We start from the raw sequence: 22,769 nt of genomic DNA on the forward strand, positions 1-22,769 counted from the left end.
AATCAGTTCCATTACTGATTTGAATTTCTTCAATGCCTTTTCCATCATCACCTGTATCACCCTTTGGACCTTGTGGACCAGTAGGACCGGTTGCACCTGTTTTTCCTTGTATTCCTTGAATACCCTGAATACCTGTATCACCTTTAGGGCCTTGTATTCCTTGTGGTCCTGGGTCGCCTTTTTCACCTTTAATCGTACTGATGTCTTTCTTCATTAGTGCCCACATTCTGTCAGCATCAGCTTGCCTGAAGATAAAACCAAATGGAGTAAGTGCTGAATAGAAATTCTTTCCGTCAGTGGAATATCCTAGTGAAGTACCACCAATCAATCCTGACGTATCAACTCCATAGCCTACATATGACCCAGCAGTGGGAGTATCAGGTTCGTATGAACTAACTTTCGGTGTTGGATCAACGGGTGCTCTGATTAATTCGCCAGTTTTATCAACGCTGTATAAGTCGTCAATTTTCCAAACATCATAAGCAGAAGGTTCATCTGTGCTGTTAATCCATTGATAGTATTCATCAGATGGTTCAGTAACTCCCACAAGCCAACCCGCAGAAAGCCAGTTGTTTGCAAAACCTAAAACATCATCAACGGTATTATCTTCGAGAAAAAAATAAGCCCCTTTATCAAGGCTTAATTTTTCTGCATTATCTATAGTGAATTGAACTTCACCGTCAACACCTTCAAAGGTGTGATAACCGTGAATGTAAATGTTGTGACTCTTAGCCAGTGCAATATTGTTAATCGCCTGACTGTCTTGCGTAACACCATGGCTCAGACGAATAATGGCAGCTTTAATATTTGTCCAATCTATCTTGGTTGTATCTGTTAATTCGTTTAAATTAACTACGTTTGATGTTTGAACCAAATTCGCTTACCTCCTCGCCTGTCCATGTTTCAAGGCCTGCGCTGTCTGTCTTAACAGTTTCCAGGTCTTTCTTAACAGTGGCATTAATATCATTCACACTCTTGGTATGAGCTTTTTCATAATCAAGAATCGTCTTAGATGTTTCATTCAATGTGATTGAAGTTTGATTCGTCTTGCTGAACGGATACCACTCATAACTAACAATCCCGGTGACCGTCACATATTGACGTGGCCTGATTTCAACCCTGGGCATATCACCAGCTGTTACTTTCATGTTGTCTGTAGTTGTGACAGTAATGCTTAGCGACGGATCAGGTTTTAACTGAGTCAATACATATTTCTTCATTTCATCAGCTTTTTGAATAGTGTCACTAGTCACGTCAGCGCCTGGATGAACGCCCCATTTTTTAATTGACTCATCATCTTGAACGATAAATGGTTGAAAATAATACTGTTCTGATGTTTCTGTGGTAGTTTCTTCTTTTCCACCCTCCGCCACTACTTTTGCCATTTTGTCGTTACGCTCTACCCATTGTGGTGGGTAGTAGCTGATTGGTGTCATTTTGCAGACTTCACCAGGCTGTGGTTCGTATATCATTGTTTTTGAATCAAGTGCCAGGGCAATGTGGTGGCTTGCTCCATGCGATCCATAAAACAGCATGTCGCCAGTTTGTGGAGTAGAAACCTGATGACCATAGGCTTCCATTGATACCGTGTAAGCAGGAATTTCAATGCCAAAATCGTGATAAACCTGAGAGACAAAACCTGAACAATCCATGCCAGCTCGTGGGTTAGCTTTATTGTGACCGCCCCAAACATATGGAACACCAAGATATTTCTTGGCATCAGCAACAACGTTAGCTGCACCACCCTGTGTGTACTGTCCAGTGCCAACAGTTTCTTCTTTTTCAAACGTTGGTCCAATCGCTTCAACCTGATTCACAATGTCTGTGCTGTCATAATCTAGGCTAATTTCTGATGCATTATTCAGATAATCGATCCGATTACCATGGTCCTTATAAAACGAGTCATGATCATACACATTTATCTTCTTACCGTCAGGAAAAATAACACAATCCGGCCATGTATCAACAATGGTAGAAAGAGCGTCTGCAGCAGAACCATTTCCTAAATCAGAAATAGTCTGCTTATCAAATTTACCAATTACTGAATACGAATAACCAAGCTTATTACCGTCCAAGTAATACTTCAAAATATCGCCTGGAGTGTAGCTTGCATCCCCTGATTTAACATTATGCTGAAATACTCGACTACAATCGCTGTAGATGTGTGTTGCTGTGATATCCACAGTTGTTAATCCTGATGAATCGTCAGGTGTTGCCTGTTTAATAACGTATTCTGTATTGTCGAATGTAACTGTGCTTTCTACAGTTAAATTAGCAAACGCAGCACTCCCATCATCCCAAGCAGTGAAACTTAATGAGTAAGTATCATTAACCTGCCATTGAATGTTAAAACTATCAGGCAAGTATGAAATAAGACGGTCAACACTGGAGCTGTTGATCGCCTTGACAAGTACGTTATAACTCATGATAGATAGATGAACGGAAAGCTGAATGTGATATCAACTGAAGTTGCTCCAGTAGCTTCAATTGAATTGTAACCAGGCTCAAGCAAGATATTGCCGTAGTCTGTATCACCGTTACAGTTTGTACCGTCCAAATAACTGTTCACACCGTCTAGGATAACCGTATGATTACCATCTGATGATTTGTTATAGCTCCATACACTGTTATTTGTTTTGTTTGTAAGTTTTAAAGAACTACCTTTAAACTTACAGATTATCTTTAAATCATGCCGCTGATAATACGGGTCGATCTTAATATCTGATGCATTGTAAACATCAAATTTTAATGACGTAAAATGATACGTTGGTGCTCTGTCCGTTTTTAAATTCATTCCTAACTGCCAACCATTCTGTGAAAATGTGTAAGGCGTGTCTGACCGGTACAATGAATATCGATAACCGCTAGGGTTTTCAAACGGGATAGTAAACAATGCGTCTGATGCCTCAGGTTTTGTTGGCGCAATGTCAAATGGAGTCGGATAAACAAAGTAAACCTTAGCAGGATCGGTATCAGTCCGAATCCTGATTAGTTGTCTTGCTCCGAATATCCGATAAATTTCGTGCTTTAATAATTTGTAATCTGTATAATCTCGAAAATGTAACCAGAATTGAGCGTTGATAGTGGTTTTAGCAAACGTTTCGAAGGCGAATGGTGAACCATCTAAGTTAGTTACATCTTGATAGTTATTGGTAAATTGTGGACTAGAATTTTCACCAAGAAAACGTAATCCATGGATTCGTTCACTCACTTCGAATTCGTCTTGATTACCAACCTTCATGAATAATTTAGGTGTTTGCGTGATCATTCGCCTCCTATGTCAAACCACCATACTGACTGATTGACAAGTCCTTGGCTTGACGTTTGTAAAGTGACTTCGTATCAAACGTGCCTTGGTCTTTGATTGCTTGGAGTTGTGCTTGATTTAAGCCAAGCATTTGTCCAACCAAGCCAATCAAAGTGTCAAATTTATCAGATAATTGTTTGAATGAATTGTCTGACGTTGTGCCAGTTTCACTGCTAAATTTGTGATGAACTTGGTCTAGTAATTGATTAGCTCGACTGCGTTTCATGGTATCGAGTGGAATAACCATTTCAGGACGATTACCTTCACCAACTTCAATCATTTGATGATTGGTGATTAAACCACCATTAGCCATTCGTCTGTGACCGGTTGGACCCCAACCACGCTTGACACCAATTGGTGGGAAGTCTGACCGCCAACTAGAGTCATTCAATACAGCCATAATTTGGTCTAAAGCAGAATGAATGTTTTTGTGATTTCTTACTGCCCAAGCGTTCCATGTATCACGCTTGTATTGGAATAATCCAACTGGTAATCCTGAACCGTCGTGGTCATCATATCCACCATTCTGTGCTGGGTCAGCTCCTGATTCTGTAACAGCTTGAAAATACAAATGAGCAATATCACTGGCACTTAAAGACTGATTCATTAAACTGGCAGCTTGTTGAGCTATCTCAGCAAACTTTGATTTTGACATTTTGCCGGCAGGTGAATTGGCATCATTTAAACTTTCAAATAGTTTTTTAAACCAATCCTTGCCTTGCTTGATAATGTAGTGTCCAGCCGGTTTAGTAAACGCACCAACAAATTGACTTGCCTTGCTAATATTGCCAACTGCTTTGTCAAATACCTTTGTAACCTGTCCGACCGGGTCTTTGAAGAATTTCTCAATAGCTTCAAATTTATCACCAATCCAAGATGAAACATCTCCTACTTTGTCAGATACAAAGTCACCCACAGTTGAACCAACATCTTTCAAGAATGAACCTAAGCCAAAGTGTGGTAACTGTTTAGCCATGATTTCACGAGTTTGTTTAGCGTTGTAAACTGCATCACCTTTTTCAAGATATGCAATCGTGTTTCTGCCATTAACTAGGTAACGTTTACCGTCTTTCTTTTCAACCATTTCACGGTTGCCAGTTTCAGGGCTATCATTACCGTCGTTCAACACGGCTAGTGTGTCTTTGGTAAGCCGTCCGTTTTGAGTACCAGTAGCGAGTTTAATTGGTGAGATAGCCTTAGCTTTGCCACCAAATAAATGGATGACACCGTCAATACCATTTATACCTTTATTGATGAAACCAACTACACCTTTGATTCCGTCAGATGCCAGGTCTTTAATTCCATTCCAAATATTGCCAAAGAAATCTTTAACTGACTGCCACATGTTCTTCCATACTTTAGAAATCTTACCAAGGATTGTGGTGATTGAGTCAAGCATGTCACCTAACCGTCCACCAGTTTCTTTGTTCAACCAGTCGTAGGTATCTTTGAAGATATTTTTCCAGAACTTAGTAGTATTGGATGCAATCTTCTTTGTGTCATTACCTAACTTATTCCAGTGACCATGAGTCACATCTTTCCAAGCATTCGATTCAGACTGCATTAATTTGTAACCGGCCTTGAATGTCTTAGGATGATCTTTCATCATCTTCTTAGCTATCTTGCCAGTAGTGTCACCTAAATTTTTCCAAACTTTTTGAATCTTTTTAATACCACTATTTGTGGCATTTTTGGTTGAATTCCAGCCATTATCAAAGGTTTTCTTGGTATTCTTCCAGGCTTTTTTGTTAGCTTTATCCACAGCTTTGTTGTGTTTATCCCAGGCCTTTTTAACATCGCTAGCACCATTAGATGTTGCTGTGCTGATGTTCTTCCAGCCTTTTTTAAAACTGCTACCTAAGCCGCCTAAGAATTTACCAATGTTACCGAATACCTTACCAATAGTTTTTCCCAGGTTTTTAAAGAATTTGACGATTTTGCCAATCTGTTCTTTAGCCGCTTTAGCTAATCCATTGACAAAGTTACGGAATTTCTTATTATGTTTGTAGAGCTCATACAGTGCAACTCCAATAGCAACGATTGCTGCAGCAATAGCAACAAATGGATTAGCCATCATAAATTTACCTAGAGAAACAAATGCTTTTCCAGCAATCCCTGCCATTTTGCTTAAACCTTGCAATGCAGATCTTGCCGCATCAGCTGCAACATGAGCAGTGAATTTAAGCCCCTTTGCAATTCCTTTTCCAGTGCCTTTTACCGCTTTGGCAAAAATTGTTAGTCCCTTTTTACCAGTTTCTGGATCAACTTTCGGTTTAAAAATCATGCCATTAATTAGAGAACTAGTTTTCTGAATCCCACTAATTAATTTTGTACTTGCAAAAGCACCTAACAATACAGCGCCAAACGCTTTAACTTCATTAGTGTGTTTTCCCATAAAACCAATTAACTTGATCGCTGAAGTCGCTACATTTGCAATTCCTTTACCAAGAGCAGTTAAACCTTTTTGAGTATCTTTATCTTTTAATTGTTTGTTGATTTCTTGCAAACCAGTTTTATTTGATTTAACCAATGGTTTCATCACTGTGGATTGCATTGATTTCCATGACCCTGAAATTTGCGCAGCCGCACCAGTTCCAGTTTCACCGAATTTTTTGAATGCATCAGGAGATTGTTTAGAAACTTTCTCCATTAATCCTTCAAATTGTTTACCAGTAATCTTGCCGCTGGCAACCATGTCATCAAAGCTCTTGCGACTGACACCTGCAGCCTTAGCAAGTGCGTCTCCCATTTTAGGCGCTCGTGATTCTAGCCGTCCTAACAGACTGGTTGATACTGTGGAAGAAGACGCTAAACGGTTAACCATTCGAGTCATACCGGCAACTTTTTCACCGGATAAACCAGAGGCCACACCAATGCCTGCCATTGCTTGCGTTAATTTCTTAGTTTCAGGAACTGAGTCCGTTAACCCATAGAAACTCTTTTGCATTTTTTTCAGGTCATCAGCTGTGAAACCTGTCTTGTTTCGTAAATCAACCATCTGATCAGATAGTTGCTTAGCTCCCTTACCTGACGCACCTAATGATTTCCATACACGGGTTGTTTGTTCACCAGCTTCAGCAAGTTCAACACCATTTTTTGCAGCACTCCACAATCCTGAACCAATGCGAGAAATACCATTTGAGACTGTATTACCAATCGCAGATGCCATTGCACCTTTCATCATGGTGAAACTCTTGCTGGTCTTCTTAGTTTGCGTATTCAAACCAAGTAGATTGTTCTTTAACTTCTGTGTCCACGATGTGGGAGCTTCTTTAGAAATTTGAACTCTTAAATCAGACGCTTCTTTACCAGCCTTAGCCATTGCAGTAGCAGTTTCGTCGACTCTGATTTTTTGTTTTGTATAAGCTTCAGAACTTTTTCCTTGAGAATCTTTAACCTGATTAAGTAATGATTCCTCTTTAGATAACTGTTTTCCTAATTTTTCATGAGTCGTTTCTAGTCCAGCCAATTTGGCTTTATTGGCATCTGCAGTTTTTCCTTCTGCCTCAAGCCTTGAAACATATGCTGCATTAGCCTTATTCAATAACTTAATTTCAGAGCTTAATTTCACAACTCCAGAAGCTTGCAATGCCATGGCATCCTTGGCACGTGTTTGTTGTGCCTGCATAGATGCCAAACGAGTTTCAGCAGAATTAATATCTTTAGAATATTTTAGATATTCTTCGGCAGTTTTTTGGGTGCTACCTTTAAGTTTAGACTGCTCATTTTTTAATGCGGAAATCTTGGCAACTTGTTCCTTGATTGCATCGCCTAAACCTTCATACTTGGTTTTAGCAGCTCCGAGATAATCTCCTGCAGATTTTAATTGTGCTTCTTGCGCTTTCCACGCAGAGGTGGCTGAGTTGACTAAAGTTGTTAAACTCTTAATTGAATTGGTAGTCTTCAATAAATCAAGAGCAATCTCTGTGGACATCTGTGCTTGCAATTTTCTTGCCATATTATCTCCCCTTTCTAAAGTTTTTCTATGTATAAAAAAATCTCCCTGTAATAGGAAGATTTTTATTGATTATTCTGAAATAGTGTAGCTGGGTCAGCTAGTTTTTGTTCTTCGTTAGCAGCTAAGACTTCGTTCAATTCAAAAAAATCAGCCTTATCATATTCATCTAACGTCCAATGAAGACTAGTCAGCGCGCTTTTTTCAGCAATTTTTAAGTCGATTAATTGATTCTCTAGTTTGAAGATTCTTTCACCGACACTGATTCTTTTTTTTCGTCATCTTGAACCTCAGGTTTCAATGCCTCTTTGACTTCTGCGTCTGTCATACCCATTAAGCGCATGGAGACACGAGATGCCAGGGCAATTGTTTCATCAGTTTCAAAATCATCAATCTTCTTAATTTGTGCATCAGAAAGTTGCAATACGTCTTCAAGAAAACCAGTGAGTTGATTGGTGAAATCGAGTGACTTTTGAATCTGATCCACAGGTTCAAGCCCTTCAATATCTTCAGCATGTGCCGAATCTAGTTGAAATTGATAAACCCGTTTCATGTTTTTATTTGAAGCATTAACAAAGAAAGGTTTCTTTGATAACTTTTCAATTAATATTTTTACACTCATGAATTATGTGTCCTTTCATTAAGCAGGATCTGAGTCCGACCCAGCTTGTGCAGCAGGGTCAGTTTAAACTTTAGGTGTGACATTGTCATCATCAGCTAATGTTCCGGCAAAGCCACCAAAGACTTCTTTGAGCATTGATGGTTCATCAAAGCCAGTAGTGCCTGAATTCCAGGTCTTAACTGGTTGACCGTCCCACGCATTTGCACCTAAGGCAGTGTATGTGATGTTATCATCTTGACGAGTTTGAGCTGTGGAAGTATCAGTTGCAATGTTTTGACTAGGCTTGCTCATGATTCCGTTAGCAAAGCCATAGTAGATTGATTGCTTACGATCTAATGATTGCGTCTTAATTAAGACTGCAATGTGTGGCTTAGTTCCTTGATATTGGAAGCCACCTTTACCGTCTGATTTATTACCTAAGGCAGCTTGCAAGACTTCCCAGTTAAGGTTATTGAAGTCAAACGCCACAGCTGGTGAAGCAGGCCCAATAATAACGTCTTGAGTGGCGTTATTCCCGTCAACTTTTGTAGCTGCACCTTCAAGGTTTGTAATATTTGCTGTTTTAGTACCAAACATTGTGCTGTCAATTTGAACAACACCGTCTTCAGATAGTCCACCAGCTTCAATGCCAGTGACTAGTTTTTGTGTTAATGGATCAACGGCTGCAATAGATACCATTTTTAAACCTACGATTGCCATATATAATTACCTCTTTTTCTTAAATTTTTTGATTAAGTTCAACAAAAAAGGCCGCTGTCACTTGCTTAGTGTCAGGGTCTAGTGTGTTTTCTGATATTTCTGTAATGTTCCAGGTATTTTGTTTAAACAGTTTCAATAACTGTATTTCTAAATCTTGTGGGCTGAAATCCAAGTCCAGTTTGTAAAAGATTTGAATTTCTAAATTTGCATTGAATGAATAAAAATCATCATTGCCATAATCGTCAAGCTGTGGTGCAGCTTCAGTGATTAAAACAATTGTGTGGTCAGTATCATTCTGTGCATCAGTTGGTAGATTTTTAGTAAATACCTGGTCAAGATTATTTAATTTACTTTGTTCAATTAAATTCTTTGCTAAAAATATTGCCTGTTCCATTAGCTGCCACCTCGCTTTTTCAAAAATTCTTGATAAGCAGCTTGTTCAGCTAATAGAACATCATTAATTGTGCTGTCTGAATTTTGCAGATTAGTCACAAAATGGTCAGCAGAATATTTTTTAGTCCCGTTATTCAATCGACGGGCGTTAGCCGCATGATAAGCATTGTCCCATCCTACCGTGCTAACACCCGTTTTCTTGCCATCAATATTAGTGGCTTGTTTCGTAATGTGGTCCGCCATGTGCCCGTACTTCTTATCATTGTGGTGGGAGTAGTGTTTCTCTTTGGTAGCAGATTGAAGCTTACTTTCATAAACGTCAGCACCGGCTTTAGTAATCTTAGCCTGCTCAGCTGGTGTAATATCGCCCAGGTCTTTAACCTGTTCAAGCCACTCATCCAAGACTTCATCTAAATCAGCCATTAGCATTACCTCGTTTCTTAACCTTTTGCACAGTCAATAAATCGTAGGTAACGTACATATCTGAATCATCAGAACTGATGTCCATAATCTTGTATTGAACATTATCCAGCTTTACAAACAAATCTTCGTTCACTCTTGGACTGTGTCGAACAGCAATAACAATTGTATCTTCAAGTGACGTATTCATGAGTTCGTATTTCTGAGTTAATGTTCGTCTGACAGGTGCATAGTGTAACTTGAATTTAGTGACTAGCGTATCAACGTTAACACCACTGAATTCATTCATCTTACTTTCCACATCGCCGAACTCAGCAATTTTATTGAATTGATAAGGTGAGTAGTTAGTTTTTAGAATTGGTGTCTGTGCCACTTGTTACACCACCCTTCAGATGATTAATCATCATTTGCAAACCGAGTGACGTACCATTTGCCATAGTACGGTCATAAAATAATTGAGTTGCCATTGTTTTCACGGCACGATCAAACATCTTATTATCAGCAAAGTCAGCAGGTACTTTCGTGCTATCCACACTTGAGATAATGAATGACTGAGATTCATCAATCAGTGATGAAACAGTTTGATGAGTTTCATCAGTATCATCTAAATTGAGTTCTGTGATTAAATTTTCAACTTTAACTGGCATTCAATCACCACCCTAATCTGCAGGAACTAACGCAAGTAAATCTGCCTTTAGAGTCTTGCCAGTGAAATCAATACTATGAGCAGTTAACCAAGATTTAATCTCATCAACTGTGCTGGCATCAGTTGGTTTTGTATCACTTGCTGATGCAGTTGTAGTTTCCGATTCAGCCGGCGCAGTGGATTCAGATGCTGACGTTGAATCTGAATTTGATTCAGTGGTGTTTCCACCGCCGTTTTCAGACGGGTCTGTTATTTTGACGCTGTACCCGTGTCGCCTGCAGGAGCAGTAGCAGATGAAGAAATAAGGTTGATTAAATCAGGACGTGCTTGAACAGTGTCTTGGCGTAAGTAGATACCAAGCATCTTGTACCATACGTCATATGTGTCTTGGAATTGTCCTGTAATTTCACCATTCTTGAAGTTGATAACGGCTTTTTGAAGTGGCGCAACGATGATGTTTGCATCTCCGACTTTTGCGTTAGGGAACAATTCATCAGGAACAACAACGACTGTCTTGCCTAAGATTGTGTATGTTGCTGACTTAGTCAAATCTGGTTGAAGTAATGGACGTCCCATTGTATCTTTCATGCTGTCCAATTCATTGAACGCTGATTGTGAAAGCGTAATTGATGCTGCTTGAGAATCTTTTGGTTTTAATGCCACATTCAATGCATGTTTGATTTCTGTGAATAAATCAGTTGCAGGTGTTGCAGTAATGCCGTCCGTTAACTTACCAATAATCAATGAATCGTTAGTGTTATCACGTAATTCAGTTAAACTCGACTTTAATTCAGATTCCCAGTTGTAATTTGAATCTTGAAGTAAATCTTGTGAGTATACATATTTACCAGTGTATGTCTTTAAGTCCCAATTAATTGGTTTGATTTCTGGGGCATTACTTGCAGCTGTTTCTGAAAATTCAGGATGCAATGCAAGCTGTTCGTCAGTTGAATACATAACAGGTAATTTACCAGTTGTAGTAGTAACAGACACGTTACGAACTAATGAACCCAAGCGTGGGTATTGATAGTCTTCATGTTCAACTGGAAGAATTGTTTCAGGAATAATAACAGCACCGGTTGATAAACCAATACCACCATCTACTGCATCACGTGTGATGTTTCCTGTTTTTAAGTATTCTTCAAAGTCACGTTTTACTTGTGCATTCTTATCTTTTGCTGTTGGATCTGAAATTACTTTAGCCATGGGTTGATCGCTTCCTTCTTTGTTTGTATTTGCTGGTTCTGCTGCTGGAGTTGCTGATGCTTTTGCTGTCGCTGGAGCAGGCGTGGTGGCACTTGATGATGCAGGTGCTGCTGAATCTGTTGCACGTTCTTCATCACCGCCATCATCGCCACCTTCGTCATCACGATTTAATGGTTGTTGTTCTTCTTCTTTTTCGCGTTGTTGATGAACTTCTTCCATTGCTCCCACAATTGCTTGAGAGAGTTTGTCGTAATCAATTCCTGCACTAGCTGGTGCAGCGGCTTTAGGTGCTGTGCTAGTAGCTGGTGCTTCACTAGCTGGTACTACTTCTTTGTTATCTTTGATTGGCTCAGTTGCCATATCTTTTTCCTCTTTTCCTTTTAAGAAATCACTCAAACTTCGTTCAACTTGGACACTAGTTTCTGCATAAGCTGGGACACTAGTGATTGAAATCTCTGAAATATCTTCAATTTCTGTAATCGTGTGAATTGGTGTTCCATTCTTATCCGTTGACCATGTATCACCGTTTTCAGCAATCTTGAAACCGAATGAACAGCCTTTCAGATTGCCTGCCAAAATGTCGTTATAAACGTCCTTAGCCAGTGATGTGTCTGCAAATTGAGCACTAAAAAACAGACCCTTGGAATCGACTTTTGTCGTCAATGTTCCAGAGTCTGCTCTAGCGAGAATATTTGAATATTTGTGTGAGTACAGTAACAGAACGTTACTGAAATCAACGTTTGCCAATGCCTGGGGTTTAATGTATTCAATGAATGGCATTGGCACACTGGGTTCATTAAATAATAAGGCATAGCCTTGAACACACATACCGACATCATTGTCGGCACTACGAACCGCTAAATTTGAATTGTCTATGGTCCGAATATCAAGAGTATTGGTTTCCACTAATCAAACACCCCTTTCCTATTGAGAATGTCTAATGCCATTTCTGGTGAAAGAATTGGTGTGCTACCCGTTGCCAGTTTTGCTAAGTTATCAATCAACTGCTGATTATCAACATCAATCGCTGACATCTCATCAAGGTTAACCTTGACACCTAACTTCATAGTTAGCTCGCTTTCAACGGGTTTAATGTACTGTTGCAAACCGTTAGCATAAAACGCCCTAATCTGATCAAGACTAGATTGCTCGTCACCATCACCATTCAAATAAGAATCAGGAATGCCAAAGGCTTTAGCAATCTGTGTTTGACTGAAGTTATAGTTATTCAAGAACTTAGCCACATCGCTGTTAATTGCAACTGTTGACATAGTTAATCCTTGATCTAACACAACCGCTCGGCCTGAGTTTGAACCCGTATTCTGCTCTTCAAACGACTTACGGATGTTATCCTTAGATTCGTTATCTAAGATACCTTCGGGTACTGTCAGAATGTAGTTAGGATTAATTGCATTCTTGAGCGTTGCTAGCGTCAAGCGTTTGCTTTGCTCTTGGATATCAATATCATTAATCAGGCTTTCCAGTGGACTCATGCCAATGTATTGATTGTTTTGATCACCAACTGTCAATAATCTAAAGTGCAACATGTCTGCGCTCTTATAATCAATCTGTCCGCGCTCGTCATCGTATTGAACTGAATACTGAATATCTTTTGAGTAATCACTCAATGTGACTGTGACATTTGCTGGCGTAACCAATTCAAACTGACTGATTAAACCGTTCTTGCGAGTAATCGGTACATAAGCATTACCTGTCATTAACATCTGCACAATCACGGATTGCCAAAAATTAAATGAACTAATTTTATTGTTTGGATTGTTAAGCGGCTCATCAAATGGCGCTTGCACTTTAAATTCACAAGCAGAAACATCAGATGCAATCCGATTAACCACACTAAAAATATCTGAATTGTGTAAAGCTCGTTCAACATTAACGAGTTTATTCGGAATAATCTTACCGTCCTGAATTACAAACGAACTCACACTCGAACTAGGCAACGCTCGTTGACGAGTTTGAAACTTAGCAAACGGATTAACTGCCATTTACATCACCTCCCGCACTGGGTGGGCTAGTCATCCACGAAAGAATCACTAATAAAACACCTAAAGCACAGAAACCCACCGTTTTATTGACTAAAAAAGCAGCGATAGTTAGACTCACTACCCCTGCAATTAGTAAAATTAAGCTTGAATTTGCTAGTAATATCTTCAATGTATCTCGAATTCGATTCATAAATACCTCCTAGAATGAAAAATCATTCTTAAAATAGTCATTAATTCTGTTATTATCCCAGTTGCCAAAGACACTTTTGTTATCTTTTTGCTTGTCAATATCATCAAATTCATACATAGCCATGTAATGTGCGTCAATGATTGCATCAACCACATCAATTTTGGCTGTGGCTTTATCCTTATCAACCTTGATTCCGTTGTTATCATTCAATAGAATGGCATTTTTAAGGCTGTATTTGATGATTGGATCGTCTAAGTAAAAGATATGGCTAGTTGCCATTTGTTTTCTGAAATCGGCTGTAGGCTCGTTTAATGACTGTGTCCCTTGACGAATTGGCATGGTATTCCATTCCGTCTTTTGGTCGATTGCTAACACAATTCGACTAGCATTCCAAGCATCATAACAGAAATATTGCACGTCTAATTCATTATCAGCAACGAAATCCAGTAACCAATGATAAATACTGTCATCATCAATGAATCCATATTCATTCTTAGCGATTGTCGCATAACCTAATTGTTCTGCTTCACGATAATTAATTTTATCCTGGCGTTCTTTGATTGTGATATTGTTCTGTGATCGTGCTAGTGGAATCCATGAATGCTGGTAAATGTACCAGTTGTTATCTCCATATGGGAACATGAATACTAGCGCTGTATCATCACTGAAGTTTGATTTATCAAAGCCGATGTAAACCTTGCGCCCTTTGATATCAAACGGTTCTTCTTTCAAAACAGCATTATTAATGTCATCTAATTCAAGATAAGTATTCTGCTTAGTTTGCAGCCACATATTCAAGTTCTTGTTCTGAAAATCAACTAGCTTACCTTCAGCCATGAATGTATCACGTTCAGAAATTAATGACTTCATCATTGATTGATATTTGTCTTTATTTAATCCTAAAACAGGATTTGACTTAATCCATGAATCAGGTTGTTGTGTTTCAGCAACATCATCTTGCTCCCACACCATGCACAGATAATCATCTAGCAAACGTTCCGAATCATGTTGCATGGTTTCTTTGAGCATGTGTTCATCTTGATACAGATAACTATTTGAATCAGGATAAGCGGTTGAAATCTGTCCAAATTGATGATCAGGTGTTTGCACTTGACCTGAAGTAACTTTCCCGTTATTTTCCTTAATCTTAGCAATGGATTTGTCATCCCCTGCTTCATCAGAAATCAATAAGCGAAAGTGAAAACTATCAAGCTTACCTGATTCATGCGAGAGTCGAGAGATTCGAGTTTGAAATTTTTTGCTACTAATTGAATCATCAATAATGTTTACATCACGAGTTTTAAATAACTTTTTAAACGCTGGTAAATCTTTCAAATAATTGAATGTGGTTTTTAAATAATTGAAACCTTTACGAGATTGAACTACGACTGGTGCAATATAACCCAGGTCTTGATTAAACAGTCCCTCACTTTCAATCAAGAAACAGTAACTAATCAAGATGTTAGTCATGTATGTTTTCCCATTCGTCCGTGCCACACTCATGATGAATCGACTAAAACGTTTTTCACCATGCCGATCACGCCAACCTTGCGCTTTACATAAAAAAGCCTGCTGCCACAGCATGAGTGGGAGAGGCTTTCCTAAGTTAACGTCCGGACAAATCTTGGCAAAATTGAGAATTGCACGGCATTTATCCAAATCATAAACATAATCAAACGAATCATCTTCATCAATCCGTCTTAAATCTTGCACATGCCTAAATGCATCAAGCTGAATCATTTCACCAGCAGTGATTTTTTCTTCAAGCACAGCGAATGCATAACGAGTAGCAGGGTCTTTATATCGTTTAAATATCTCTGAGTAACACCCTTTTTCTCGTTGGCCTTGATAGGCTTGAATGACTGAAATTTTGTTATCGCTTAAATCAATAACGTCCATTAGAAGTCACCTTTTTTATTCAGGATATCTGATAGTGACTCAGAGTCTTCACTATCATCAACCAATGTGAGCAACTGTGCTCGTGACGCTGGTGTTAATCCTAACGTTTCACTCAATGATTTAATTTTAGCAGTTGCACTATCTAACGTTTGCACAGCTGGATTTTTCTTATAACCAACAAAGTCTGTGCCGATTTTTTCACCAGCTGAATTTTGTAAGCTGCGATAGATTGGTTGCTGAATACCATCTTCTTCAATAGACTTGTAAGCTCGATGATACATTTCCACATTCATACACAGTAGTTCAATCGTGTCACGGTCTGTGGCTCGTACATATCCCATCTGCTTTAGTAATGGAACAATTCTTCTCCACACATAGCGAGCAGTGCCCTTTAAAATTTTAGGTGGTGATGTTCGTAACTCGTCAATGTTTTCATTTACTTTTTTCAAATCATTAGTACGTTCACGTTGATATTTTGGATCGTTCTTGTCGTCAGTAAGTTTAACCTGACGTGCCATTTGCATCACTTCCTTTCAGTAACAACCCCCGCTGTTAAAACATTTTCAATTTCATATTTTTTATCTGTAAAACTGTATGGCGTCCGCTCTTTTTCAAAGTCAATAGGGGCGGGGTATTCAGCGTTTTTCATTTAAAATTTTTTGCCACCAAATTTTTCCAACATGTTTTAATTTATTTTCATCCATGGATTGTTCAATTTTTGTTTTTATGTTGTGCATCCGTTTCGACAGACACCATAAGTTCTCAGTATCTAACGGATTATCACATAATCGTCTTGGGATGATGTGATCAACAATCAATTGCTTATCATCAATCACTTGTCCAGTGATTGCATCGGTATACATGTCTCGACTGACAACATAGTTGCGTACCTTCGTCCACTGAGACGAGTGGTAGAAGTCATTGGCTTGTTCATCTCTGCGATTCAAGTTGTAGTCTCGATTGCTCCGACTCTTATCTTCATGACTAACATAGTGTGGTCGTTCGTGTAGCGGCTTGTGCTTAGCACAGTAGCGTTCACTCATCGGAATAATCTCCATGCATAACCGTTGTCCACATCTATGAACTCGCATATTTCTTAATCCTTTCAGGTCTGAAGTCACACCAATCATCGACACGTTGTCTGTCACCATCACCATCATAGATTCTAACTACTGGCATTGATGAATAACCTTGGTCTCTGAACTTAGCTAACTTTTTGTCTGACCATTCGTCATTACCAATGAAGAGATGTTCAACCTTAGTGCGCATATGTTGAGATAGTAGTTGTTCAGTTAACTTACACTTCACACATCCTGGCTTATCGTAGATTACTCGCGTGCATTAATATCACTCCTTCTCAATATGATATGTTGCTTTCAATTGTGTATCAGAGAATTCAAATGCTTCCATTGCTCGATGAGATAAGACGAAACCATTGTCTGATTCATAGTTATCCTTAGGCTTACCTGTTCCACATTGATGAAGAACAACACCATTATCATCAGTCACCTTTAACTCATGAAAGTGTCCCGTGAAGATTACTCGATAACTGCTGCTTGCCCAGATGTCTGTGTACTCGGTAGCGAATATCATTGGCAATCGTTTAAGAGCTAAATCTCCATGCGCATCAAGTACACCAATACTACCAACCTGGAATGCTTCACGCTTATTAATCGAGTTAATAATCTTCGCATCCGGATATTTGTATTGCATGGCATACATCCACATGTATTGCTTATCGGCATCATGATTGCCAGGAATTGCATGAACAGTCACATCTTCAGCAGAAGTCAAGGCTGTTTCGATTAACTCACTGAAGAAGCATGTGCCATCAGATAAGGATTGGATATTGTCCACATGATCTAGCTGCGTATCATGAACCGTCATTGACTTAGTCATAAAATCAGAATGAAAGTAATCACCACCGATAATGATGTCGATTGATTGATAACCATGTGTCATAATCCGCTGCAGTTCATTCAGATAGTCTTGGGCATCATCATAGGTTTCCCAACCAAAGTGTGCATCAAAGATTGGCACGATTAAATGTCGCACGCCTACGGCTGTAGTTTTAACATGCACAGGTTCAATCTTTCGATTGTAGATTTCCAATAGATCAGCTGTATTAATCCCAGTTTTAGGCTTAACATTAATCTTGGTTTGATACAGGTTGATATCTTCGGTCTGTCCCCAGAAGTTTGAGATGCTTGAAGTTAATTCCCACATATCAGGATCATAACCATGAGCAAGTAAAACATCTTCAGGTGTCTTCGAATCATTAGCGTGCATTTCAAGAATGGTTGTTGCTTCTTGCGTGCCATCCGAATGTTGTTTGCGTACAACCGAATCTGATTCAGGCAGTCTCAGTATCTTATGTCTGACAGCTGACCCAGTGAAGTTCTTATTGAACTTAGTCGACATCGAATCTGCAATGGCAATCGAAGACAGCCCTTGCTTATACAATCGAATCATTTCATCGATATATTCAGTTTTCCATTTCAAGTACAAGTAAGTAGTTGCCTCCTTTGTTATGTATTAATGACGAGGTTAACAGCACAGACTCCGTTAGTGTTTTGCTGTGTCGTCAATATAATTCAATATAAAAACCACCTATGACAGTAGGTGGTTTAAATATAATAGAGTGTGTATATGTCCAGAATGTGAATTAGTTAAAGGAGAAATAAACATGACAAAAGTAGGATATGACTTCTCTCAACTTTTTCACATTACCAATTTAACATGTAAATATAGGGTATTTTTCCGTGAATCGTACGAATGTTTGCTGAATTTCTCCGCACTAAAATATGCGTAATTCTTGAGCAACATCTTGGATAAAACTTCTACGTAATTCGTAGGCTTTCGAGTGCCCAACTTTAATTAACCCTGTCGCACACAATCCGTCAATTGAGAAGTCAGGATAACGTTTGAAATAAATCTCTTTGATAATCTTCTCAGTGTCTAAGCCTAATGAACTCTTCTCACATTGTGCTAAGCAAAATTCAACTGCATCACGTTGTGTTCTTAATCTGATAATCTCTGGATCAGATTCCACATTGATTAAAATATCCGTAAAGTGTTCTTTGAACTCGTTACCCATACCGCCACCCACATTCTCATCTTCAGGCACGGTTGGATGGCGTATTTCTAACTCACGTAATTCAATCGCACGATCAATGCGTGGATAATCTCTGAGTATTTGTTCCACTTTGCGAAATCTGGGATCTGATCGGTGTAATTCTCCCAAAGCTTTCACTCCCCGTAATATAAGTCTCTAACTGTTTGCCAACCCATGATTGCAAATACCACCATACAAATTGCCACGATAAATGCTGTCCAGTGCCATTGCAGAATGTAACAATTCCACTCCAGCCAGCTACCAGCAATCAATGCCACAACGCATGCAATCACGGTTATGATATCTAGTACGATGCCAATTGATTTCATAATTTCCTCCCACACATTGGACAATAGTTAATTGTTGTTGAACCGCCATATCCATTTGAACCATTTTCTTCTAACCAACCATTGCTTGTGATTGTAACGTCCATGCTGTCATAACCGTTAGCTTTGATGATTGGCTTATATGGCTCATGGCAATACACACAATTTTCATTCATTATGTTCACTCTCCAATAGCTCTGCATTTTCGTGAATATTACCGATGACTTCATCAGCTTTTGCAATGTAATGAATTGTAACCTGACCATCTAGGTGCACGTAAAATGCACGAAAATCAAAAGTTCCCATTTGTTTTTCAGCGTCTACATATCCAGATATACGTTTTACAATTTGAATCCAACCGTCATCGGTTCTTAAAATATCGCCCTCGTAAATATCTTTGCCGTTTTTATCGGTTAACCCTGTCCACTGTTCGACCACATACTTATCGTTGTCTAAGAAATCACCAAAACAACTTTCCCAATACATGGCATCTTCACCATTTGAATAATACACACATCCGCTGAGCGTATCGTATGCATTCTGAATATCATAAAGCATTTGTTTTTCTTTTTTATCCCATGCTCTAAATTTTGGTGTCATTTGAACTCAACCGCCTTTCCCGTATGAACGCTACTATTTTTGGTGTTTTTACTAATTTTCATGGCCGTTCACTCCACATATTTTTGATGAACAGATTCTAATTCTGCAATTTCATCTGGATTGTCAGAATAAAACATTGATTCTTTTGAACTACTCATAACTCCTACTTTATTTTGTTTGCAATAAGCAAAGATTGCGTTCTTCACCAAATCTGTAACATCGATTGCATTATCAGGAAGTATTCCATTCGGACTTTTTTGAACAAACGCCACTATCTCACCGCTGATTGATCTTAATGCCATATGAAAATTATCTTTATTCATATCTATTCCTCCACATATTCCCTAGGCAACTGCTTAACCCATTCTGGTACATTGCTGTCATCGAGTTCTTGTTCAGTGAAAGTGAGTGTAAGATTTGGTGATGCATCAAATTCGTTGGCTTCTTTGTTGTACCATATATACATTTGTGGACCGAAGGTTGGTAACTTTTTTAATGGCAACCTAAACTTTTGCTCTGATACTTTGAAACCAAACATCATTACACGGGCAAATTCATCGGGGTGATTGATAATCCAAGTTTCAGCAACTTCTAGTTGTGGACATTCATGCCAATCATCAACCAAATCCTCATAGGCATTTCGAAATACCTCGCCCAAATCATCATCATTTTTGTTAAACCATTCAATTGCATAATTCACGCATTCTGGAATCAGCGGCAGATCATCTGGCAAGGCGATGTCACTGGCCGCAGAGTAACGGGCTCTTAGGTCATCATAGGCCATCTCCCAACTACTACCCTGCTCGCCGAACTCTTCCAATGCGCTCAATGCGTCCTCGAACACGTCCCGCTTCGTCTCATTGCTCATCGTCAGTCACCTCTTTAGTTTCAGCAATGAATGCGTGTATAGGCAATGACAACTCATTGCCGTCCTTTAGCCTGACGATATAGCAGTACCCGTCACTGTCACATAGGCTTTTAATGAAGTCTATACTAACAACGTCACGGTCTGAATGACATTCAACTGGGTTATTATGTTGCCCATCCCAAACCATTTTGAAATGTGGTTCATCGTATGGGCGCCCTACTTCAATTATCCGTGTTGTCTGAAATATGCTTCCGTCATTAAGGTTCTCATCGTGGTCCATCAAGGTTAGGCTTTCTAGCCTGATTATTTTATTGCTCATCGTCGGCCACCTCTTCTTTCTCGAAGCATTGCAAGCCATAATGTTCGATATCTGCTTCGGTAAACTGCTCATCTTGAGTACATTCGCGGTTGTCTTCACTTATGGTGTTAATAGAGCCGGTTATCTTGTATAACCAACCTTGTTTTTCGTTGCCCATCCAGTTATCCGGTGTCTTAACGTACCAACGCTGCGGTCGCTCGACCGTCCAGCCGTTGACGTAAGCGTTCATCAACAATTCTTCTTCACCACTAGCTGATAAATTAGCGCTGTCAGAAATATAAGTTGCCGGATATTCTTCATCACGAGCATTTTCAACGATTTCGGCTTGTTCCTTGCTTAGCACTACCTTTTCAGGCTCCTCAATCAAAGTGACAACGTGGCCGTCATATTTTTTAGCCAACCTAAGCGCGAGATCAATTCTTTTGAAAACACTTCCTGTCTTATCGTTCCACCAAGGTGGCATACCTGTGTCCCAATATTTTCCTTCGTCGTTCTTTACCACGTACAATTTTTCTTCGCTCATTTTTAGTCCTCCGTAAATTTAACTTTTATTACTCCAGTAGTTCCGGGTTAGCGTGTACGTTTCCAACTACAATATCTTGTTATTACAGTGCTAATAGAATTTAATGTACTTCTGCCAATTATTATCAATCATGTATGCAATCAACTCATCATATCGACTAATTGAATTCGTTTCGTTATTTAATAAATCTGTTAGTCTCGCTGTCGAAAATTCGACTGTGAGATTTTTCTTACGGATATATTCAAATAACTGTGCGTTGTTAAATTCTGGATGATCCTGAACAAATTCTTCAATCTTCATCAATCTCACCAATTCTTAACTTGCTAGTCTGGACCATGCTGTACTGATGTCCTTTTGAATAATTACTAGCCTTATCATGATCCAAAAATACTTTCAAAACTCTATCTTTTACTTTCACGATGTAGCACGTCACTTCTCTGTATTCATTGTGCATATCCGTACCCCTTACTGAATAATTTTTAATGCGTCATCAGCGCTTCTAGCCACACCGTATAAAACTGGGAACTTAGCTATATAATTTGCAAATGTTTTCTGATCAGGTCGTAGCTTACCTTTTTCATTTTTAACTTCGACTAAAACCATTTTTCCGTCTGATTGACGAAATCCTGTAATATCTGGCCACCCTTTCGGGAACAACATAATTGTGCGATCATCCTTAGTTCTAATTTTTCCAGCATTACTTCGGCAGACTGTGCAACCTGCCCTGGACAATGCAACTAAAATCTCTGATTGTATTTGATGTTCTGATTTGATAAGTTTCACCTCACGGGTGTCAGTTATGGTAGTCAGATAAAAAAACTCTGTAATTCCTACTGCTGTAATAGTTTGACTATATTTTCTTATAGGGTGTCAGATATTTTAAAAAACTGTTCTTCTCTTTATATATACTTTTATCTTTCTATACATACTTTTACTACATTATCTGACACCTATAAGAAAATAGAGTACATAAGCAATAGTATCAATGCATTAAGCTACTTTTTTATCTGACACCTGTCTGACACCATCTGACAACTTTTTTATTTATTCCAACTCATTCTTGGATCGCTTTTAATTCTTAAACCTTGAAAACATCTACCGTGTTTTCCTTTTTTATAATGAAACTTTAGCTTCATTTCACGGCTGAATTTTTGTTTGCTCATAGAATATTCCGAATTGTCACTTGCCCAAGTTTTATATTTTTCAAATATTCCACCAGCTGGAACTTCATACATATCTCCAATTTCACAACATTCATTAACAAACGTTGAAATAACATCCATCTCATCACGGTATTCCTTACTGGCATTTGTCACACTTTCTGGCGGATTTAATCCTTCACGCTGCCACTTCAGTGCTCCCTCAACAATCCAGTTAAGAATACCGACTGACTCACGTTCCAATTTGTACTTCAAGTCCTTATCAACTTTCTCAATTGGAATCTGAACCTTGAATGGGATTAACATCAGTCTGCGCCAGATACCATCGTCAGTCCCACGAATGATTGGCTTGTGGTTAGTTGCTAGCCATAACTTGAACTGTGGTTGATACTCGAACTCTTTGCCGTATAGATAACGTGCTGTTACGGTATCACCACCAGTTAATTGCTTGACTAATCCTTCATCCAATCGGACTCCGTCATTTGGCTCTGATGATGTGACTAGCCGTGCATTTTCTA

At 39.0% G+C, this 22,769-nt stretch carries 29 protein-coding genes; all 29 read right to left on the reverse strand.

Going from position 1 to position 22,769, the window contains the following annotated elements; translation table 11 throughout:
- Window positions 1-874, reverse strand: an 874-nt coding sequence (locus tag ACYVQZ_RS09195) for a glycoside hydrolase family 25 domain-containing protein (RefSeq protein WP_461241086.1), incomplete at its 3' end; no start/stop codon positions are given.
- Window positions 849-2,426, reverse strand: a complete 1,578-nt coding sequence (locus ACYVQZ_RS09200) for a phage tail protein (protein WP_461241087.1) — start codon at window positions 2,424-2,426, stop codon at window positions 849-851. The genes ACYVQZ_RS09200 and ACYVQZ_RS09195, both read right to left, overlap by 26 nt.
- Entirely contained in the window at window positions 2,423-3,268 is an 846-nt protein-coding gene (locus tag ACYVQZ_RS09205; RefSeq protein WP_461241088.1) for a phage tail domain-containing protein, read from the reverse strand. The genes ACYVQZ_RS09200 and ACYVQZ_RS09205 overlap by 4 nt, the downstream gene beginning before the upstream one ends.
- A 7-nt stretch (window positions 3,269-3,275) precedes the next feature.
- Window positions 3,276-7,265, reverse strand: a complete 3,990-nt coding sequence (locus ACYVQZ_RS09210) for a tape measure protein (protein ID WP_461241089.1) — start codon at window positions 7,263-7,265, stop codon at window positions 3,276-3,278.
- 232 nt (window positions 7,266-7,497) lie between these two features.
- Window positions 7,498-7,884 carry a phage tail tube assembly chaperone gene (locus ACYVQZ_RS09215; RefSeq protein ID WP_461241090.1) on the reverse strand — a complete coding sequence of 129 codons (387 nt, stop codon included), beginning with the start codon at window positions 7,882-7,884 and terminating at the stop codon, window positions 7,498-7,500.
- A 63-nt stretch (window positions 7,885-7,947) separates the two neighbouring features.
- Window positions 7,948-8,583: a phage tail protein gene (locus tag ACYVQZ_RS09220; RefSeq protein ID WP_461241091.1), complete on the reverse strand. Its 636-nt coding sequence runs from the start codon at window positions 8,581-8,583 to the stop codon at window positions 7,948-7,950.
- A gap of 19 nt (window positions 8,584-8,602) precedes the next feature.
- On the reverse strand, window positions 8,603-8,977 hold the full coding sequence (locus ACYVQZ_RS09225) for a DUF806 family protein (protein WP_461241092.1): 375 nt from the start codon (window positions 8,975-8,977) through the stop codon (window positions 8,603-8,605).
- Window positions 8,977-9,399 carry an HK97-gp10 family putative phage morphogenesis protein gene (locus ACYVQZ_RS09230; RefSeq protein ID WP_461241093.1) on the reverse strand — a complete coding sequence of 141 codons (423 nt, stop codon included), beginning with the start codon at window positions 9,397-9,399 and terminating at the stop codon, window positions 8,977-8,979. The genes ACYVQZ_RS09225 and ACYVQZ_RS09230 overlap by 1 nt, the downstream gene beginning before the upstream one ends.
- Window positions 9,392-9,769, reverse strand: coding sequence for a phage head closure protein (locus ACYVQZ_RS09235; protein ID WP_461241094.1), 378 nt, complete (start codon window positions 9,767-9,769; stop codon window positions 9,392-9,394). The genes ACYVQZ_RS09230 and ACYVQZ_RS09235 overlap by 8 nt, the downstream gene beginning before the upstream one ends.
- Complete coding sequence (locus ACYVQZ_RS09240) at window positions 9,741-10,043, reverse strand: head-tail connector protein (protein ID WP_461241095.1); 303 nt, start codon at window positions 10,041-10,043, stop codon at window positions 9,741-9,743. The genes ACYVQZ_RS09235 and ACYVQZ_RS09240 overlap by 29 nt, the downstream gene beginning before the upstream one ends.
- Before the next feature lie 248 nt (window positions 10,044-10,291).
- Complete coding sequence (locus tag ACYVQZ_RS09245) at window positions 10,292-12,154, reverse strand: phage major capsid protein (RefSeq protein ID WP_461241096.1); 1,863 nt, start codon at window positions 12,152-12,154, stop codon at window positions 10,292-10,294.
- A complete protein-coding gene (locus tag ACYVQZ_RS09250; protein ID WP_461241097.1) occupies window positions 12,154-13,251 on the reverse strand; it encodes a phage portal protein in 1,098 nt (365 codons plus the stop codon). The genes ACYVQZ_RS09245 and ACYVQZ_RS09250 overlap by 1 nt, the downstream gene beginning before the upstream one ends.
- On the reverse strand, window positions 13,241-13,441 hold the full coding sequence (locus tag ACYVQZ_RS09255) for a DUF1056 family protein (RefSeq protein ID WP_461241098.1): 201 nt from the start codon (window positions 13,439-13,441) through the stop codon (window positions 13,241-13,243). The genes ACYVQZ_RS09250 and ACYVQZ_RS09255 overlap by 11 nt, the downstream gene beginning before the upstream one ends.
- A gap of 9 nt (window positions 13,442-13,450) precedes the next feature.
- Window positions 13,451-15,340: a terminase TerL endonuclease subunit gene (locus ACYVQZ_RS09260; protein ID WP_461241099.1), complete on the reverse strand. Its 1,890-nt coding sequence runs from the start codon at window positions 15,338-15,340 to the stop codon at window positions 13,451-13,453.
- Window positions 15,340-15,858: a phage terminase small subunit P27 family gene (locus ACYVQZ_RS09265; protein ID WP_461241100.1), complete on the reverse strand. Its 519-nt coding sequence runs from the start codon at window positions 15,856-15,858 to the stop codon at window positions 15,340-15,342. The genes ACYVQZ_RS09260 and ACYVQZ_RS09265 overlap by 1 nt, the downstream gene beginning before the upstream one ends.
- A gap of 117 nt (window positions 15,859-15,975) precedes the next feature.
- Window positions 15,976-16,383, reverse strand: coding sequence for an HNH endonuclease (locus ACYVQZ_RS09270; protein WP_461241101.1), 408 nt, complete (start codon window positions 16,381-16,383; stop codon window positions 15,976-15,978).
- 34 nt (window positions 16,384-16,417) lie between these two features.
- Window positions 16,418-16,648: a ribonucleoside-diphosphate reductase gene (locus ACYVQZ_RS09275; protein ID WP_461241102.1), complete on the reverse strand. Its 231-nt coding sequence runs from the start codon at window positions 16,646-16,648 to the stop codon at window positions 16,418-16,420.
- A gap of 39 nt (window positions 16,649-16,687) precedes the next feature.
- Window positions 16,688-17,848 carry a metallophosphoesterase gene (locus ACYVQZ_RS09280; RefSeq protein WP_461241103.1) on the reverse strand — a complete coding sequence of 387 codons (1,161 nt, stop codon included), beginning with the start codon at window positions 17,846-17,848 and terminating at the stop codon, window positions 16,688-16,690.
- Between the two features lie 289 nt (window positions 17,849-18,137).
- Window positions 18,138-18,584 (reverse strand): DUF722 domain-containing protein, encoded by a 447-nt coding sequence (locus tag ACYVQZ_RS09285; protein WP_461241104.1) that lies wholly within the window; start codon window positions 18,582-18,584, stop codon window positions 18,138-18,140.
- A 5-nt stretch (window positions 18,585-18,589) separates the two neighbouring features.
- Window positions 18,590-18,784, reverse strand: a complete 195-nt coding sequence (locus tag ACYVQZ_RS09290; RefSeq protein ID WP_461241105.1) for a hypothetical protein — start codon at window positions 18,782-18,784, stop codon at window positions 18,590-18,592.
- Window positions 18,781-18,957 carry a hypothetical protein gene (locus tag ACYVQZ_RS09295; RefSeq protein WP_461241106.1) on the reverse strand — a complete coding sequence of 59 codons (177 nt, stop codon included), beginning with the start codon at window positions 18,955-18,957 and terminating at the stop codon, window positions 18,781-18,783. Before ACYVQZ_RS09295 ends, ACYVQZ_RS09290 begins: the two co-directional genes overlap by 4 nt.
- Window positions 18,950-19,381 (reverse strand): YopX family protein, encoded by a 432-nt coding sequence (locus ACYVQZ_RS09300; RefSeq protein WP_461241107.1) that lies wholly within the window; start codon window positions 19,379-19,381, stop codon window positions 18,950-18,952. Before ACYVQZ_RS09300 ends, ACYVQZ_RS09295 begins: the two co-directional genes overlap by 8 nt.
- 68 nt (window positions 19,382-19,449) lie before the next feature.
- Window positions 19,450-19,704: a hypothetical protein gene (locus ACYVQZ_RS09305; RefSeq protein WP_461241108.1), complete on the reverse strand. Its 255-nt coding sequence runs from the start codon at window positions 19,702-19,704 to the stop codon at window positions 19,450-19,452.
- A 2-nt stretch (window positions 19,705-19,706) separates the two neighbouring features.
- Window positions 19,707-20,249, reverse strand: coding sequence for a DUF1642 domain-containing protein (locus tag ACYVQZ_RS09310; RefSeq protein ID WP_461241109.1), 543 nt, complete (start codon window positions 20,247-20,249; stop codon window positions 19,707-19,709).
- A gap of 308 nt (window positions 20,250-20,557) precedes the next feature.
- Window positions 20,558-21,091 carry a DUF1642 domain-containing protein gene (locus ACYVQZ_RS09315; RefSeq protein WP_461241110.1) on the reverse strand — a complete coding sequence of 178 codons (534 nt, stop codon included), beginning with the start codon at window positions 21,089-21,091 and terminating at the stop codon, window positions 20,558-20,560.
- Window positions 21,092-21,181: 90 nt separating this feature from the next.
- A complete protein-coding gene (locus ACYVQZ_RS09320) occupies window positions 21,182-21,391 on the reverse strand; it encodes a hypothetical protein (RefSeq protein WP_461241111.1) in 210 nt (69 codons plus the stop codon).
- Window positions 21,381-21,545: a hypothetical protein gene (locus ACYVQZ_RS09325; protein WP_461241112.1), complete on the reverse strand. Its 165-nt coding sequence runs from the start codon at window positions 21,543-21,545 to the stop codon at window positions 21,381-21,383. The genes ACYVQZ_RS09320 and ACYVQZ_RS09325 overlap by 11 nt, the downstream gene beginning before the upstream one ends.
- Before the next feature lie 11 nt (window positions 21,546-21,556).
- A complete protein-coding gene (locus ACYVQZ_RS09330; RefSeq protein ID WP_461240677.1) occupies window positions 21,557-21,865 on the reverse strand; it encodes a VRR-NUC domain-containing protein in 309 nt (102 codons plus the stop codon).
- A gap of 266 nt (window positions 21,866-22,131) precedes the next feature.
- A partial coding sequence (locus tag ACYVQZ_RS09335) for a DNA primase family protein (protein WP_461241113.1) occupies window positions 22,132-22,769 on the reverse strand: 638 nt, incomplete at its 5' end.

This window comes from Paucilactobacillus salsurae (assembly GCF_054784995.1).